Origin of the sequence: Agarilytica rhodophyticola, assembly GCF_002157225.2 — a bacterium.
In the GTDB taxonomy this organism is placed as follows: Bacteria; Pseudomonadota; Gammaproteobacteria; order Pseudomonadales; family Cellvibrionaceae; genus Agarilytica; species Agarilytica rhodophyticola.
Genome location: NZ_CP020038.1, coordinates 3706795 through 3722831, shown reverse-complemented (window position 1 = coordinate 3722831; position 16037 = coordinate 3706795). Strand labels below are relative to the sequence as shown.

Annotated in this window: 14 protein-coding genes; 12 read left to right on the top strand and 2 right to left on the bottom strand. The window is 42.2% G+C overall.

Annotated elements, in window-relative coordinates; genetic code table 11:
* The first annotated feature begins 211 nt into the window (after positions 1-211).
* The 8 genes from BVC89_RS15505 (at position 212) to BVC89_RS15470 (ending at position 9971) form a co-directional block, all read left to right on the top strand.
* The gene (locus BVC89_RS15505) at positions 212-643 is read left to right on the top strand and encodes a MerR family transcriptional regulator (RefSeq protein WP_086932068.1); all 432 of its coding nucleotides are present in this window, start codon (positions 212-214) and stop codon (positions 641-643) included.
* Positions 643-3036: a VIT domain-containing protein gene (locus BVC89_RS15500; RefSeq protein WP_086932067.1), complete on the top strand. Its 2394-nt coding sequence runs from the start codon at positions 643-645 to the stop codon at positions 3034-3036. The genes BVC89_RS15505 and BVC89_RS15500 overlap by 1 nt, the downstream gene beginning before the upstream one ends.
* A gap of 353 nt (positions 3037-3389) precedes the next feature.
* Positions 3390-5528, top strand: a complete 2139-nt coding sequence (locus tag BVC89_RS15495) for a type VI secretion system Vgr family protein (protein ID WP_086932066.1) — start codon at positions 3390-3392, stop codon at positions 5526-5528.
* Positions 5529-5537: 9 nt separating this feature from the next.
* Positions 5538-5885 carry a hypothetical protein gene (locus BVC89_RS15490; protein ID WP_086932065.1) on the top strand — a complete coding sequence of 116 codons (348 nt, stop codon included), beginning with the start codon at positions 5538-5540 and terminating at the stop codon, positions 5883-5885.
* 5 nt (positions 5886-5890) lie between these two features.
* Positions 5891-7654 (top strand): hypothetical protein, encoded by a 1764-nt coding sequence (locus BVC89_RS15485; protein ID WP_158657973.1) that lies wholly within the window; start codon positions 5891-5893, stop codon positions 7652-7654.
* Positions 7654-8469 carry a hypothetical protein gene (locus tag BVC89_RS15480; RefSeq protein ID WP_086932063.1) on the top strand — a complete coding sequence of 272 codons (816 nt, stop codon included), beginning with the start codon at positions 7654-7656 and terminating at the stop codon, positions 8467-8469. Before BVC89_RS15485 ends, BVC89_RS15480 begins: the two co-directional genes overlap by 1 nt.
* Before the next feature lie 32 nt (positions 8470-8501).
* Positions 8502-8798 (top strand): PAAR domain-containing protein, encoded by a 297-nt coding sequence (locus tag BVC89_RS15475; protein WP_086932062.1) that lies wholly within the window; start codon positions 8502-8504, stop codon positions 8796-8798.
* A 45-nt stretch (positions 8799-8843) separates the two neighbouring features.
* On the top strand, positions 8844-9971 hold the full coding sequence (locus tag BVC89_RS15470; RefSeq protein WP_086932061.1) for a hypothetical protein: 1128 nt from the start codon (positions 8844-8846) through the stop codon (positions 9969-9971).
* Positions 9972-10011: 40 nt separating this feature from the next.
* Here the strand turns inward: BVC89_RS15470 and BVC89_RS15465 are convergent, their stop codons facing one another.
* Entirely contained in the window at positions 10012-11361 is a 1350-nt protein-coding gene (locus BVC89_RS15465) for a dihydrolipoyl dehydrogenase family protein (protein ID WP_086932060.1), read from the bottom strand.
* A gap of 252 nt (positions 11362-11613) precedes the next feature.
* Between BVC89_RS15465 and BVC89_RS15460 the strand changes: the two genes are divergently transcribed.
* The 3 genes from BVC89_RS15460 (at position 11614) to BVC89_RS15450 (ending at position 13884) form a co-directional block, all read left to right on the top strand.
* Entirely contained in the window at positions 11614-12009 is a 396-nt protein-coding gene (locus tag BVC89_RS15460) for a VOC family protein (RefSeq protein WP_086932059.1), read from the top strand.
* Positions 12010-12663: 654 nt separating this feature from the next.
* Complete coding sequence (locus BVC89_RS15455) at positions 12664-13176, top strand: lipase family protein (RefSeq protein WP_086932058.1); 513 nt, start codon at positions 12664-12666, stop codon at positions 13174-13176.
* A gap of 195 nt (positions 13177-13371) precedes the next feature.
* Positions 13372-13884, top strand: coding sequence for a hypothetical protein (locus BVC89_RS15450; protein ID WP_086932057.1), 513 nt, complete (start codon positions 13372-13374; stop codon positions 13882-13884).
* A gap of 46 nt (positions 13885-13930) precedes the next feature.
* On the opposite strand, the gene BVC89_RS15445 is transcribed toward BVC89_RS15450, so the two are convergent.
* Complete coding sequence (locus BVC89_RS15445; RefSeq protein WP_086932056.1) at positions 13931-14221, bottom strand: hypothetical protein; 291 nt, start codon at positions 14219-14221, stop codon at positions 13931-13933.
* Between the two features lie 868 nt (positions 14222-15089).
* On the opposite strand from BVC89_RS15445, the gene BVC89_RS15440 reads away from it, so the two are divergent.
* Positions 15090-15974: a transporter substrate-binding domain-containing protein gene (locus BVC89_RS15440; protein WP_086932055.1), complete on the top strand. Its 885-nt coding sequence runs from the start codon at positions 15090-15092 to the stop codon at positions 15972-15974.
* Positions 15975-16037: the final 63 nt, after the last annotated feature.

The following is a 16037-nucleotide window of genomic DNA, read 5'->3' as shown; positions in this document are numbered from 1 at the left end:
ATGTCCCTATCTTTTTAATATCCTGAGTGTTTTTACTCTCGTCTTTAGCGTCTGTCAGACCTAGCTACTCTATTCGTACCAAATGACTCGAGTGATTTTGTCATGCGTTGCGTCTTACAAGTAGCTTTAGGGCTAGGTGGTTCATTATCTACGTCATTAGTTTTTATTATACAGTTGAATTAGTCAGTGATTGTGTATTATATTGCTTGCCATGAAGACGCAAACTTATACATTAGATGAACTCTGTCAGTTGGCAGATGTAAATGTGCGGACAGCACGCTTTTATATTCAGAAGGGTTTAGTTCCTGGCCCGGAAGGTAAGAATCGTGGCGCCCGTTATTTTCCTTCTCATTTACAAAAGTTATTAGAAATAAAGAAATGGCAGTCCGCAGGCTTGTCACTGGAACGTATCGCGGAAATTCTCCAACAACCTGATGATCCTCATCATCTTCCTCTAAAGCGTCCACAACCAGGCTCTTTAGAAGTATGGACCCACATTATTATTGACGATGGCATCGAACTGCAGGTTGAACCGGCGAGAAGCGGGCTTACATCGTCACAAATTCGCGAGTTATCCCAACAGATATTAGAGCTATATAAAACTATTAAAACTAACGACGTCAACAACAAGGAAAACGACTGATGACAGATTATATTAGTCCGCAGCTGGCGACACCCGCTGGTGAGCTTATACCTCTAAAAGAAGTAGATATCGAAGCAAAAATAGAAGGTTTAATGACTGACGTTACATTAACGCAGCACTATAAAAATAAAGAACACCGCAATATTGAAGTGGTATATACCTTCCAATTGCCAATTGACGCGGTGTTACTATCACTTGAAGTCATCATTGATGGTCGAGTACTCACCGCTAGCATAATAGAAAAAAAACAAGCGCAAACTCGCTATGAAGATGCCATTACAGATGGCGATACCGCCATCATGTTAGAGCAGTTAGAAGAGGGTATGTATACCATGAACATCGGCAATTTGATGCCCGATGGCGACATATCCATTGCACTTAACTACGCTTTTATTCAGCGCTGGCAAGGGAATAGCTTACGTTTGTTTATTCCCACAACTATTGCGCAACGTTATGGCCATTCCTCATTTAGTCCACACCAAGTACCTGAGTCAAATATATATGCCAAGTATAGCTACCAATTTTATCTAAAAATTATAGGTGCGTTAAGTAAAGCCAATATTGCAAGTCCCACACATGCACTAGGTATTGTTCGTGATGACGATAGTGCTGAAGTGATTATCAAAGAAGAAAATACTTTGATGGATAGAGACTTCATCTTAACGCTAGAATCTGAAGAGCAGCATCATTGTGGGGTAATAGGGCAGGACGGCGACAATTATTGTGTGCTTGCAAGTTTTCACCCTCGTTTCGAGATGACCTCCGCAGACGCCGGTAAAGAAAAACAAACTGTGATACAGCGAATGTATCAACGCTTTAGCCAAAATAAAAAGCCTGATGAGCAAGGGAGAAATATTACTATTGTGGTTGATTGTTCTGGCTCAATGGCAGGCGTTTCTATTCAGCAAACTCGCATTGCGTTATCGAAAATTGTCAAGTCACTAAGCCATCACGAGTTTTTTAACATTATTTTATTTGGCACTGACCATCATCCCTTATTTAATACTACAGTACAGGCGAAACCGAGAAATAAAACTTTCGCCTTGCATGAGATCGAAAAATTAGAAGCCAATATGGGGGGTACGAATATTGGTCCGGCGCTAAAATATGTGTATCAAGAAGAAAACTTACAGCAAAGCGACAGTGATATTTTATTGATTACCGATGGCCGAATTTATGGGCAAGATGCTATTTTTGCGCAGGCAAAAAATATCCATCACCGTATTTTTACTGTTGGCGTAGGTAGTGCTGTATCTGAAAACTTTGTGCGTACTTTGGCCAGTATGACAGGGGGCGCGTGCGAGCTTGTGAGCCCCAATGAAAATATGGCACAGAGTATTATCCGCCACTTTAGCCGAATGCGGCAACCGGGAACAGACAAAGTTGAAATCAAGTGGTCACAAGATCCGCTATATCAACAAAACATAGGGGCTGTATATCACGGCGATACAGTTAATGTTTTTGCTGAATTTGCTAAAGAACCGGCAAATGAAGCGCAATTGCGACTGCATATGTCCGATGGAAAAACGCTCACACAACAGGTAGATCTGTGTTCATACCACGACACTGGCGATCAACAAGTGAGTGCACCGTATTATTCCCAATTATCGCGCCTGGCGGCTGCACAGCGGATACGAAGCTGTGACAATAAGGAAGAAATTATTGATATTGCCTGCCGGTATCAATTGATGTCGCCTTACACCAATTGTTTAATGGTAGATAAACGTGAAAATCCTGCGGAGGATTTACCTGTTTTACGTAAAGTACCCCAAGTAGCTTCGGCTGATTATCTCGCGCCAGGTGCGATGATTGTTGGGGCTGCACCATCTGATGTGGATAAGCTCATTATGAAATCGTCTCCACCACCAAGGTCATACCGTGGGGAGAGCGGCGATGATTTGCTAGGTTCATCTGGAATACCCGACGCCCTAGCACCTGAAAGTTTTGACAGTGATCCTTTTGCTATTTCTGGTTGTGCTCTCCCGGGAGGTTTTGACAGTGATCCTTTCGCTACGGCTGGCCGTGGTCTTGCGGAAGGTTCATCTGCGTTCAACCCTAGCATTTTTGCTTTTGCCCAGACCTTAGCCAATTATATGAAATCCGAACCATTTAATTATGATGAGTTAACCGTAATCTTCTTGAGTCTTTCCAGTTTGCATCCCACTATTGCCCAGCAGCTTACCAATATCTCGCACGATGGTACTGACGAAAACAAAATGTGTTTGTTTTTTATATATCATCTATTTGAGTCCTGTGGCGAAAAAATTAATCTCAATCGCCAGTTACACAGGGAGATAACCAAAGCTTACAAAGACGTCGGCCTTGATGATCAGCTTAAAGACAAAATTTCCCACGTCATTAATGAATATATGAGCCTTCAGCGAGCGGCTTAATAACAGTTAGAAAAATACGTATAGACAATCGGCTTAGCCACATGGAAGTGGCACATTGCGAGTAGTATTAAGCCACTGTCTTTTCCCTTTTCTTCTTCCTTTTGTAAGATTTTTCGACACAAAAAAATAATTTTGAAATAAATAATTCAGCAAATTTAACCTTTTATTGAATTGCTATAAAAACATCAAAAACTGTGACCAAGTATGCAATTTTAAATAAGTATTTGCTATTTAATACCGCAGCGTTTACAGCTTATTTGTGGGCACTTTGGGATAAATTTTTTTGCAATACGTTATTGCGTTGTTGCGCTATTACGTCGTTACTTTATTCGCTACTTTATTAAAAGGTACTTATGGGCATTTTAGGTTTTATGCAGGCTAATCGCATTGTGCGAGTAGATGGGCTTTTGGGCCCTGATCAACTTCTCGTAGAACGCATGAAAGTTCGCGAATCAATATCAGAATTATTTGATATATCACTACAAGTGTTATCTAAAAATAAAGACATTGCGCCGGATCAATTATTAGGTAATAGCGCTGATATTAGTTTAACTTTGGATCAAAATAAACGGCGAAACTGGAATGCTATCGTTACTGAAATGACGGCCGGCACAGAAGTTTCCCAAGACCATTATCTTTATCAGCTCACTTTAAAACCTCAGCTTTGGTTATTGGGGCAAAAGTCAGATTGTCGTATTTGGATGGACATGACCTCCGTCGAAGTCTGTGAAACGCTGCTATCAGAACATGGTATTGATGTACCTGTAAAAGCGGGTATTTTTAAAGAAGTGCCGAAGCAACATTACAGCGTACAATACAATGAAACCGATTTAGATTACCTTAACCGTCGCCTTGAAGAAGACGGTATTTTCTACTGGTTTGAGCACGAACTTGGCAAGCATGTCTTGCACATTGCCAATTTTCCTAATGGTTATACTGGCGATGATGATACCCGTCTTCGCATTGGTGCCAGTGAGCACGATAGTATCCAGCGCTTTGATACTAAGTACCGCTATACGCCGGGGAAATTTGCTGGCCGTGACTGGAACTTTGAAACCCCCGAATTGCTTCCTGAAGCCAAAACCCCATCTATTGTGAAACTGCCGCACAACAGTGACTACGAACTATATGAATACCCTGTTCTCGGTGGCTATGGCGAAGGCGAGCGTGCATCGGAAGGTATACAAAGCTCTGCGGTAGAGCGACAGACCCGTTTGCGTATGCAGGCAGTAGAGGCAGATCATCAAAAAGTCTCTGGCGAATCCAGTGAGAGAAGCTTGTCTCCGGGCTCTAAGTTTACGCCTTTTGATGTGGCGAACCCGAAAAACAAATTTGACCCTTATGTCACCTTAAGTGTCGAGCACGAGGCCATTAACCCCAGTTATGGCAATAAGAATCCGCAAGATGTAGCCGCTAAAAAGATCGATGGTGATGAGCAAGGGGCTGAGCCAGAATACCGTAACAGTTTTGTTGCAATTCCAGCCAAAATTCCTGCGACTCCTCATAAAAAGACCTTGCGCCCCCGCATTGATGGTTCCCAACTGGCTTTTGTGGCAGGTCCTGAAGGGGAGGAAATTCACCCTGACGAATACGGTCGCGTTAAAGTTTGGTTTCCTTGGGATCGTCGAGCAAAAAAAGACGGCAGCGATACTTGTTGGGTTCGGGTTATGCAAAACTGGGCCGGCGGTGGCTGGGGAGGGCAAATTATTCCCCGCATCGGGATGGAAGTGATGATCACCTTTTTTGAAGGTGATCCTGATCGCCCAGCTATTGTCGGTGCTGTTCCCAATAAAAAACAAAAAGTACCTTATCCGCTACCTAAGCACAAAACTAAGAGTGTTTTTCGCACCGACACGCACAAAGGTGATGGCTTTAACGAACTTACCTTTGAAGATAAAACCGACGAAGAAAAGATCTACCTGCACGCCCAAAAAGATCATGAAATTCATGTGGAAAATAATCGTTCAAAACGTGTTGATCAAAATCAAAGCGAGAGCGTCGGTAACAACAAATCTATTGAAGTGGGCAATAATCACCACGAAGTCATCGGCGGCAATATGACCTTAATGGTGGGTCCCAATAAATTGCAGCAGGCGGTTACCTCCAAATTTAAGGCTTTTGCTTCAGCCATTGGTGATTTTGCCAACAAATTGGGAGTGCCAGATGCTTTGAACATGGGTGAAGGTAATCTTATTGTTGGGGTCGCTAAGAACAAAGCTGAAACGGTCATGGTCAGTTCCAATGAAATTGTTGGCGGTGCTAAAACTTTGACGGTTGGCGGCGGCTATCAAGTATCTGTGGCGGGCATTCGCAACGAATCTACCTTATTGGGATCGTTTGAAGAAGTGGGACAAAATAAAGTGGTGGTTGCCGGTAAACGTATGGAGTTCGTCTGCGGTAAATCGAAGATTCAACTCAACGAAGATGGTACCGTCAATATCGAAGGGGTGACCATCAACCTTAAAGGCAGTTCACGCATTAATCTAAACTGAGGCCTATGCATGAGTTTTAAGAAAGGCGCCTTTTCAAAAAAAGAGCCAGAGAGACAAAAAATCAGAGATGATTTACGCAAAAAGTTCTTTGCTGACTTGGGGTTAACACCCTGTCATAAAGTATTTGCTGAAGATGTTAAAGTGGATGCTCAGGCGAAAAAAATGCCAGCACTGTTTGCCAAGGCGAAATCTTTACACAAGGACGAAATGTCGGCATTGGAGAGTTTACAGTCTGAATTTTCCCAGCTTGATTTTGGCAAGGGGGCATTCGCTAAATTACCCAGCAGCAGCCCCAATCAAAGTGGGCTCAATGTTGCTGCATTGGCAAAAAATTTCTTCTACACCTATAGGGATTAATGGCAATGGGCCAAGCAGAAAGTGCGCTATTAGCGCCGGATAACCTGCCGGGAGACAGCTTTCAAGATCAAGCTTCAGAAGTCAGCGAATACGCCCAAGAAGCGATGAATCGTGTTGCTGCGCAATACCGCTTTGCAGGATTAGTCGCGGGCATTAAAGGGCCTAATGATACTGACGAAGATGTGGAAGCGGCGCGAGAAGCGGTTATCAATGCGGTAAAAGATTTTCTCAATCCCGAATCTGGGCCACTGAGTCAGCAAGTGGATCAGCTACACTGGGAGTTGGTCAAAGAGCGGGATAATCTCAATCGCGAGATGTTTGGCATCGGTGATTCCAGTGTTATTTCTGGTATCTATCCCCGTGGCCATCCGGCAGATTTGCCTGAAAGTATGCACGAGTTTAACGCCACTGGCGGCAAGCGTCAGTGGCTCGAAGACAGCATGTCACGGCGCAGTTATGATGAAGCGACGAAAAATCGTTTGCGCGAAATGCTCGCCAAATCTGAACAGCTTTCAAGCCTTGAAGATCAGCGTCGCGAACAAGTGAGGGAAGGCTGGCGCCAGTACTTCAGGGGCATTTGGCAAAAAGCTAAAGACTATTACAACGATAAAATAGCCTTAATCAAAGAGGGAAAATACCTAGTAGCCGCGGGCAAGATTGTGGTTGACGGTTTAGAAGTTTTCCATGCCGATATTGCTATAGCCATTATTTCTGCCGCTGTTATCGCCGTTACAGGTGCGGTAACCGCTGTTATGGCTCCTATTATTGTGTCCGCTGTGGCTCACGCGGTGCGTGTTGTCAAAGCTGGTGCCGGTGTGCTTAGACGGGCTCAAGATGAAATGCGTCACGCCGCAGCAGCCACAGTATTCAGCGTCCGTTTACATATTGTTGAGCCGAATGTGCAAAACATTCCTTCCGCACGCCCTAACTACTTTTATGAACGCCAGGTCGATGTTAGTAGGGACCTTACTGAAGATGAGCGTTTCTTGCTCAACGAAGAAAACCAAGGTTCTACAAGTGCAACAGATGATGCTGGTGATTCAGCCAATAAGCAAAATAGCACACGCAATATGCGCGATGAGGATTTTGACGCGATTAGTGACAGGGTAGGGGCTGAAAATATTCGCCTGGCCGGAATGGACGGTGCCTCGCCAGCCCAGGTGAATGCCCGCAGCGAGTTGGTGAAGGCTTTTGAATCTCACTTTGGTATTAGCCCCGGAGGTACCAATATCCTAGATGCCGACGGCGGTAGCGGCGGTATGGATTTGGAAAGGCCCATGCGTATTGTTAAGTATCCACCGCCTGATCGCTTGGTGACTTGGCGCAATGAGAAAAATATTGGCGAAGATGGTAAGGATGTACGTGGTTTTGGTAATTTCTTCGATCCCTCTGGTGGCAGATCGAGCCCAAATGAATTGGGTATTAATTCGGTTGGCCGTACCGAAGGGGTGCTAGATGTGTCGGAAAAGCCGGGCATCGCCTTTCAGGGTCATGGTGCGCCGATTCCAGATAACTGGAGTGTCAACGGTGCAGGGGTTCGCTACACTGAAGGGGGGCCGCCACAATGGTATATTCCCGATAAGGACTACAAGCCTACTCCAGATGACCTAGTGGAAAACCGCAATAATTGGCGCGATTTACCCGGTAACCGTTTGTGGGTGGAAGCTGAAAAGGAAGGGCGTTTGACCTTCGAGCAGCGCGAGGGAGACAATTACCCTAAATGGTATCTCGATGGCGATCAAATCCCGGAGACTGGAGGTGTAAGATAGTGGCAGCAGTGCCTGATCAACAAAGCAGAGTGGCAGCAGAACTAAGCCGCTTGCACAGTGACGATGACGTACTCGATTTAATCGACCGTTTTTTCGTATGGCGTAAATCGAATCAAGCGAGCGATGGCAATAGTTTAGACAATATGTTGGCGTTTATGCGCGACCACCTAGAGCAGCGCAAGGCTGTTGCCACAGCTTTGATGCCCCAACTTATGGCCGTGCTCGATGAGATGGCCGTACTAAGTCGTTCTCTCGATAGCGATCTCAATTATGCCGCCACTTATGTCGTGGACGCTCTGAAAAATGCGCCAGAGAAAGTGGATTACGATGAACGCTTTTTTTACTTGGGCCACTTTCTCGGTAATGCCAAAATTATTGCCCCAGGTAAACCGGATTATGCCAAATTTATGGGGCACTACTCCGGCTACTTTAAAAATGCCGTGGCGGTAAAAATAATGTTGATGTACCGGCAGCTTAATACTCCCCAGAAACTAACGCAGCAAGACCGTGATCTGGCTAGAACACCTATTTTGATGCTGTTATTAAAGCGTTACTACAACTTGGCGTTACACATCGACAATATGCAAATGGGAACCAATGCCTGGGGAAAAGGGGCTGACATGGTATCTGCCCTGCACGAGTATATTAGCTCACCTACCTCTTATGGGCAGTTGTGCTCATTGCGTCGTGCCGACTTACCTGAAAAAGTGAGTTGGCAACACAATGCCTGGATTCAAGCACCGGAAAACTGGCATTGGCTAAATGAGGGAATCGCCGATATAAAAACAATTCCCAGTAAATATAAAACCGCGTAAATCATATAAGTTAAATAACTTAGGATAAAACCATGCCCGCAGCATCGCGAAAATTTGATATTGGATCCGGTCACGGATGTTTTCCTCCTTCACCGGCTACCGGAGGTAGCTCTGATGTGATGATTAATAACATCCCAGCCTTACGCAAAGGGGACTCTGTGTTACTACATGCATGTGGCAATTGTCCACCACACGGTCGCTCGGTTTCAGCGGGTTCGCCCACGGTATATGTGAACGGTAAACCCTTGGCCCGAGTGGGGGATGGCATTAATTGTGGCGGCTCAATGTCGGCAGGCTCAGGAGATGTTTTCGCCGATGATAACGGCTAAGCCGTGTTTGCATCTGTCGTAATTATTAAGTGTGAAAAATAGTGAATGGTTTCAATTCATAGAAAGCATATCGATACCTGCTTGTCTGCTACTGCGTCGATATGGTTAGAACGTCAACAGCGGCTATGGTCATATAAGTGTACGGGACAAGGTCTTGCCTATATTGATCAACAACTACAAGAACATTTATCTGATTTAAAAAAGTGTGGGCGACGTGCTGTTTCTCGTGCATTAATGAAACTAGAAGAGCAAGTAAGTCCCGAACACACATTTGTCACCACCTACTGTTTGTGTTGTGCATTTGAAGTGTATGGTGTACGTCATTTAGAAAGTTTACTTGAAAAACACGCTGACCTTATTGCCGCTGCCAGTTCTGCCTTAATATGGGCTACGCCTGCGCAGTCAGAGTTTTTTGTTGAACGTTGGTGCTCAAGTGATGATGGCTATTTACGTGCAGCCGCTTTACCTGCGGCACTTATGAATCCTGCTAATAACCGGCAAAAACTTATTCGCAACGGGCTTGATGATGACCACCCGGGCGTTCGCAGCTATACCTATCGCTCCGTTGGCGAATGGCAAAATAAAGATTTTATCGAACAATTACAACAAGCTTTTCATCAGGAAACCGATAGCGGCTTAGGCTTATATGAAGCTGCTGCTGCATTGGCTTTGCTGGGGGATACATCATCGTTGCACTATATGCCTTATGCGATTAACACACCTGACAACATACATTGGCAGCGTTTTTTATTGGTTTGGGCAGCCATTAGTAGTGATCAACAATTTGAGCAGTGGGTGATTAATGGTGAAAATCATTTCCACAACGAAAGCCATGTATTATTGGCCATAGCTCTTAGAGGTGATCCCTATTATTTAAAATTTATTGGCAATATTCTGATGCAGCAAAAACAATTAACCTTAAGCACCTATGTTATTCAACATATTGTCGGTAGCTTACATGCAGATATTAAACATAACCCTAGCGGCCTGTATGAATGGGTTACTAGCAATAAGCAAGGACTAATACCGCAACGGTACTATATCAATGGTCAACTAAAGGAAAAGATTGCTAAGGATATGTATCAGTACGGTACTCAACCACAACGTTGGCAAGCAGCACTTTATCTGACCTTACAAGGTGAGGGTGGGGCAATGTCTTTATTGTCTAAGTAACAATAAAGACATTTCTTTTTTACTTAGTCGCTTTTAAATATCAAAACATACTTTTGATATCTGCTGCGAATGTGGGAAAAGCATAAAAATCACCAAGTAAATCATCAATGGAAATATTGTGTCGCATGGCTAATGCAAAAATATGAATCAGCTCTTCGCCATGATGACCAACAATGTGTGCGCCAAGGATCTTGCGCGTAGATTTTTCTACAATAATTTTCGACCAAGCAACAGTTTCAGAATAAAACCTAGCGGAGAACCAAGTAGACATATCCGATGAACGCACTTCATATTCGAGGCCTTCACGCTCACAATCTGCTTCAGTAAAACCGACGCTGCTGATCGCAGGCACGGTGTAAACCGCACTTGGCAGCACAGAGTAATCAGGTTTTTGCGCTTCATTATTAACAATATTGTTACCTACAATCCTACCTTCATATGTCGCCACAGGGGAAAGTTGGGGAGAAGATACAAGGGCATCACCAGCAACCCACACACGAGGGTTAGATACCGAACGAAGGTTTTCATCCACTTCGATGCGTATATCATTGTGCTGTATATCACCTGCTTCAAGATTAAGCTCGGCAACATTAGCGATACGCCCAGCACCATTAATAATACGATCTGCTTGTGCAGTTAGAGTTTTGCCCTCATGCACATACTGTATTTGCAGTTTGTCACCGGCTTGCTCTATACCTTTTACTTCTACAGCAGTTTTTATATTAATGCCTATACGTTCACTCTCATTATGTATTTGTGCCACGGCGTCTTTGTCTAAACGAGGTAGGAGTTGAGGCATCATTTCAAGTATCGTGACTTTTGTTCCTGCACGGGCATACACATGGCTAAACTCCATCGCAACCACACCACCGCCAATAAAAATTACTTCTTCTGGTTGTTCTGTTTCAGACAAAACCTCATCAGAAGTGATGAGTAGTTCAGCTCCAGGAATGGTAAGAGGGCGGTGAGTAGACCCTGTGGCAATAACAAAGTTATCCGCTTCTAATTGAACGTCATTTACTTCAACAGTTGTCGGGTTAATAAACTTTGCTTTTCCTTTATAAATGTCACCTCGCTTCTGCGCTGTACCTTCCATTGCGCCTGGAATAAAATCAATTAAATCATTTTTACGTGAAATAAGCTTATTCCAATTAAGCTTAGCTTCACCAACTTCGATGCCGTGGGTATGAGCAATCTTTATTTCATGCATAGCGTTTGCTGCTGCCACCAAAACTTTCTTAGGTGTACAACCTCTGTTGGGGCAGGTACCGCCGAACTCTGCAGGTTCAATAAATGCTATGGATTTGCCTGCCGGATGCACTATCTGAGAGACGCCAAAGCCTGCATTACCGCCGCCGATAATTATTACATCATAATGTTTATTACTCATATCAAACTCTTTTTATAATTTAAAATAGATTAAGGTCTAACCACACGATAGGAGATCGTTAATAATGGCTATCTAGACTATGGTGAATATGAATAGTTCAAAATTAGATAGATTGGTCTAATGTGTGGCTGCTTAGAGAGTGTGTAGTACTATAGTGTTACCCCGTTCATCTGTATATGTGGTTGTATAAAGATACGGAAAAAACCAGTTGAAAAAAGTCAGAAAGAAGGCCGGAAAGAAGGGTAGAAAAATATGCCAAAATTTATTCATACGATGTTACGAGTTCTAGATGAGCAAAAAAGCGTTGACTTTTATACAAAAGCCTTAGGTTTTACACTTAAAGAGGTAAGAGACTTTAGTAACTTTAAATTGATCTACTTAAAAGACTCAAGTTCGGATTTTGAACTTGAACTAACCGTTAACAAGGGCCAGCAAGAACCTTATAACCTCGGTAATGGTTACGGACATATTGCTTTTGTTACTGACCAACTTGAGCACCTGCATAAGAAAATATCCTCATTGGGATACGAGCCAGCCGCCATTAAAACCTTTGCTCCTGAAGGGCAGTTTGTTGCACGTTTTTTCTTTATCAAAGATCCGGACAACTATGATGTGGAAATCATCGAACAATCAGATAGGTATAAGTAAGGATAAAGGATAGTTGTTTGATACCCGCGATTAGAATCTAACCTGAGATAAGCTGCTTGTGGTAAGGGACTTGCAGTAAGAAACTTGTAGTCAGAAATTTTCAGTAGAGACCTGGAGAAGAAACATGGTAAAAGAAACTAGAGAAATAACTAATTGCTCGTTTCTTCTATAAAGAAAAATCTAACAAAAAATTTAGTTTTATCTCACGAGAACTCGTTAGTAGTGAATAGCTTCAGCACTTCAATTTATTCACAAACATGATGTATGTATGTGATAAACATTATCTTCTTACTAGCTCATCTATAAAGATTCATTCAGTTAAATATAAATAACAAACCTAATCTTCTGCTAATTTTTTAATATTTAATTTTATTTTTCGAAATTTTTTAATTTGTTACTGCTAAAGTTTTTATTTCCGCAAACATACTGTATGTATGTGATAAGTGCTCGGCTTTAATGTTGGCTATAAATAATTGAAAGTGTGACCTGCAACAAATGGTATCGCTTTTAATAGGGACTTTGACCTTATTTTTTGCTGGGTAGTTTTTTAAAAAAATAATATAAGATCATAAATAAAAATTAAAATTTATGATTGCTATTGTAATAATTTTTTAAAAACTAATCATGTTAATTAAAATATAGGAATTTTTAACGATGTTTATTGAGGTAATGCGTTTTCACTCGCTTAAATTCTTTGCAAGCCGTTTTGATAACGTTGACGGTTTTACCAAAGATGCATTTCGAAATACAGCCGATGCACCACGCCGGGGTTTGATAAATAAATTATTAACCGGCCATAGTTTAGGGGGCGCGTTGGCTCATATTGCTTATGCATCTGTAGAAACGGATATGATAAGACGAATTGGTAGTAAATATGCTATTAGTTTTAATAGTCCTAGGGTTTTTGCTCGTAAGGATGAGCGGGATGCATATCGCAGGGCTCAAAATAGGTTTGAAGGAAAGTTTTTAATTGAAAGACGAGGAGATCCGGTACAATCTTCACCACCGAATTTCTATGGCTTTGATTTTAATACTGCAAGACGATGGGTTGACAGTGTTAGTAAAACACCTTGGCCACATCATAATATAGATTACTATACTCAGAATAATATGATGAGCGCGCAAATCATCGTATTCGTATATAGGTATATAGTATCCGAGCACTAATGACGCATTAATAGCCCTAAACATACTATGTCCAATACTAAAGAGTATTGGACATAGTGATTCCTAATTGGCTTCTAAGGTATCTAGTTCTGCAAGCCATTGAATTACTTCGCTACCGAATCTGACAAAAATGTTTCGAACTAACCAGACACTTCAAAGTACAAAATAAAAACTATCACTATAAAGGCCTTCAATATGAGTTCGTCCATACGTGCCAATTACCATAGGATACCCCAATCTTCGTCAGAATCGTCGACTTTCGCTAGCGGTGGACAAAAACCAAACCAGCCGCCCATAAGTACAGCAGCTACGCCATTATTAACAGGCGGTCGAGAACCAGATCGAGCTAAAAAATATTTATCACTATTGTCGGAACAAGCGCCTAAAAGTTCTGTAAGGCATGAATATTCACCCATTGTCTCACGCCCAGGGCCTTCAAACAGTGCCGAGCGATACGTAGCAAAGTTAAATAAAGAATTACCCAAAGATATTGCCACAAGTTTTGGCGCTGGTCTTGTTCCTGGAGCAATAGCTGGAGGTGTTGCGCTGGGACCTCCAGGTGCTGCATTGGGTGGTTTTTTTGGCGCGATGACATCAGCGTTAGGTGATTTGATGATAGCGAATGATGAGTTGGATGAAACAGATCCCGGTTACATCGCAGATTTGCTAGCTAAAGCCGAAAAATTGTCAAAAAGTGATTCAAAGTGAAGTTAACTGTAAGGGGGAAACTCCCCCTTAATTAAGCTACCTTAAGCTACTTTTTCTCGTTTTCAAGGGCTTTGCTTGTAATATGATGGTAAAGATCAGCCACCTGTGACACTAGCTTTCTAAATTCAGGGTGTATATCAGCAAAATGATCGCTACCACGACTGTGTTCAAACGTTTCGGCGAGGAAATCGATCTCATAGTCTTCCAGTGTGGCGCCATTATCTACGCGATCTTTGATTCGCAGCAAGCTCGGCAGTCTATGATTATTAAAGTCCAGCAAAACAGCCTCAACCGTGCCTAATTCTTTGTCCGTCAGTCTCGTATGGTTGTTCTTCACTATTTACACCTACCTGATACATGCTTTTGAAATTACCTTATGATACGTTAAAAAATAAGCCTAGGTGTTAACTTTACGCAAGAATTGCTGCCGTTTAATTGGTATTTGGTGACTGTTAAAGCAATTTCAGAATACATATACGAGAGGTATGTCGCGGTGTCAGTTGTGGCGTTATGCGCTTTATCCTCTTTAGGTGTAAAAGTCAGTATGTGTTTCATGTTAAGAACCAAAGAATGGGCAGATTTAGTATTGCTGCTTTCTTCTGAATTGGTAAATCTTTTTACCTGTATCTCTCTAAAAAGTAGCGTTATCCTTGTTTGCAATTCTAATATGTCCCCTACTACAATTTTTTTAAAGCCAGTAATCTCTCATACCTTTGATCTAAATATTTTTGATTTGCTTTACTGATAATAGCTAGATTCATTTTTTCTAATAGAATGTATTCGCAATACTTACTGCTAACTCATTATGCTTAGCTTCGCATGGTGAAGCGTTTACAAAATAAGAAAGTTTAGTGCTACTTTTCGCTATAGCTGCTCTCTATAGCTGCTCTCTATAGCTACTATTATCGGTCAACCAAGGTGTTCTAGGTTGGTAACAACCTCTATAACAGCTTGCATAACAACTTTCATAACAGCCATTCATAAGAATGGTTAAATAAAAAGGTATAGCCGTAACAAACATTTGGTCAGATATATTCATCCGTTAAAACTAAGGTATCACTCCGATAGTAAAGCTATTGGTTAAATTAGTACTAACAGGCCCTAGCAAAATCAAGTATTCTTTCGTGTAGGGTAAATCTGAATATATAAAGGATATATAGACTAGAGGTTTTTGATAAAAACGATATTGCAAGGCGATTTAAAATATGGAAATAAGTAATACAAACCTATTCACTTACGTTAAAGCCGGGTTGGTAACCATTATTCTGTCCTTAGCGGCAGTTTTTCAGGCGTGCGCTGAGCAAGAACGTGGCCGGTCAGATACTTTATGTAATAGCGAGAGGCACAATGTTTTACCAAGCATTACACAAAATCAAGTCTTAAGAGTGGGTACAACAGGCGATTACACGCCCTTTTCCTACTTTTCTAAAGATGGTAACAAAGAGCTGGTAGGTGTTGATATTGTTATGGCTAAAGATCTCGCTCAGTTTATGGGGGTCGAGCTCAACTTGGTAAAAACCTCCTGGCCTACCCTAATGGAAGATCTACTCGCCGACAAATTTGATATTGCCATGAGTGGTGTTTCTATTACTTCAGCTAGAAAACAACATGCTCTTTTTAGTCTACCTGTGCACAAAAGCGGAAAAGTGCCGATTACCCGCGATGAAAATGTATTTAAATACCAAACTATTGACGATATTAACCAGCCAGAAGTTAGGGTTATTGTTAATAAGGGGGGGACCAACGAAGTTTTTTCCCGTAAGCACTTTTCAAAAGCACAACTAACAGTTAGCCAAGAAAATTTGTCGGTGTTTCAAAAAATCGTCGACGGGCAAGCAGATCTGATGGTGACAGATAGAGTGGAAACATTGGTGCAACAGGCAATCCATCCTGAATTGTCAGCAGTTAACCCCGACACCCCTCTTAATAGCTTTAATAAAGGCTATATGATGGTGTGTGACCCTGATTTTAAGATGCGTGTAGATGAGTGGGTAACAGCGCGAAAAAAAGATGGCACCATGGAGACTGTATTTAATAGAGAACTCGAACAAATTATTAACAGTGCTCATAATGCCATTCAAGGAGAGTAAGCGGCTAGTAAATGCCGAGCTTATCAAGGGTTGGTATACCGCAAATATAGGTGTGTTGATCGG

Coding starts and splice junctions, on each gene's coding strand:
- BVC89_RS15475 (WP_086932062.1), top strand. CDS start 8,502: ATGCCCGCAGCATCGCGAAAATTTGATATTGGATCCGGTCACGGATGT.
- BVC89_RS15465 (WP_086932060.1), bottom strand. CDS start 11,361: ATGAGTAATAAACATTATGATGTAATAATTATCGGCGGCGGTAATGCA.
- BVC89_RS15455 (WP_086932058.1), top strand. CDS start 12,664: ATGTTTATTGAGGTAATGCGTTTTCACTCGCTTAAATTCTTTGCAAGC.
- BVC89_RS15440 (WP_086932055.1), top strand. CDS start 15,090: ATGGAAATAAGTAATACAAACCTATTCACTTACGTTAAAGCCGGGTTG.
- BVC89_RS15460 (WP_086932059.1), top strand. CDS start 11,614: ATGCCAAAATTTATTCATACGATGTTACGAGTTCTAGATGAGCAAAAA.
- BVC89_RS15470 (WP_086932061.1), top strand. CDS start 8,844: ATGGTTTCAATTCATAGAAAGCATATCGATACCTGCTTGTCTGCTACT.
- BVC89_RS15490 (WP_086932065.1), top strand. CDS start 5,538: ATGAGTTTTAAGAAAGGCGCCTTTTCAAAAAAAGAGCCAGAGAGACAA.
- BVC89_RS15495 (WP_086932066.1), top strand. CDS start 3,390: ATGGGCATTTTAGGTTTTATGCAGGCTAATCGCATTGTGCGAGTAGAT.
- BVC89_RS15505 (WP_086932068.1), top strand. CDS start 212: ATGAAGACGCAAACTTATACATTAGATGAACTCTGTCAGTTGGCAGAT.
- BVC89_RS15485 (WP_158657973.1), top strand. CDS start 5,891: ATGGGCCAAGCAGAAAGTGCGCTATTAGCGCCGGATAACCTGCCGGGA.
- BVC89_RS15450 (WP_086932057.1), top strand. CDS start 13,372: ATGAGTTCGTCCATACGTGCCAATTACCATAGGATACCCCAATCTTCG.
- BVC89_RS15500 (WP_086932067.1), top strand. CDS start 643: ATGACAGATTATATTAGTCCGCAGCTGGCGACACCCGCTGGTGAGCTT.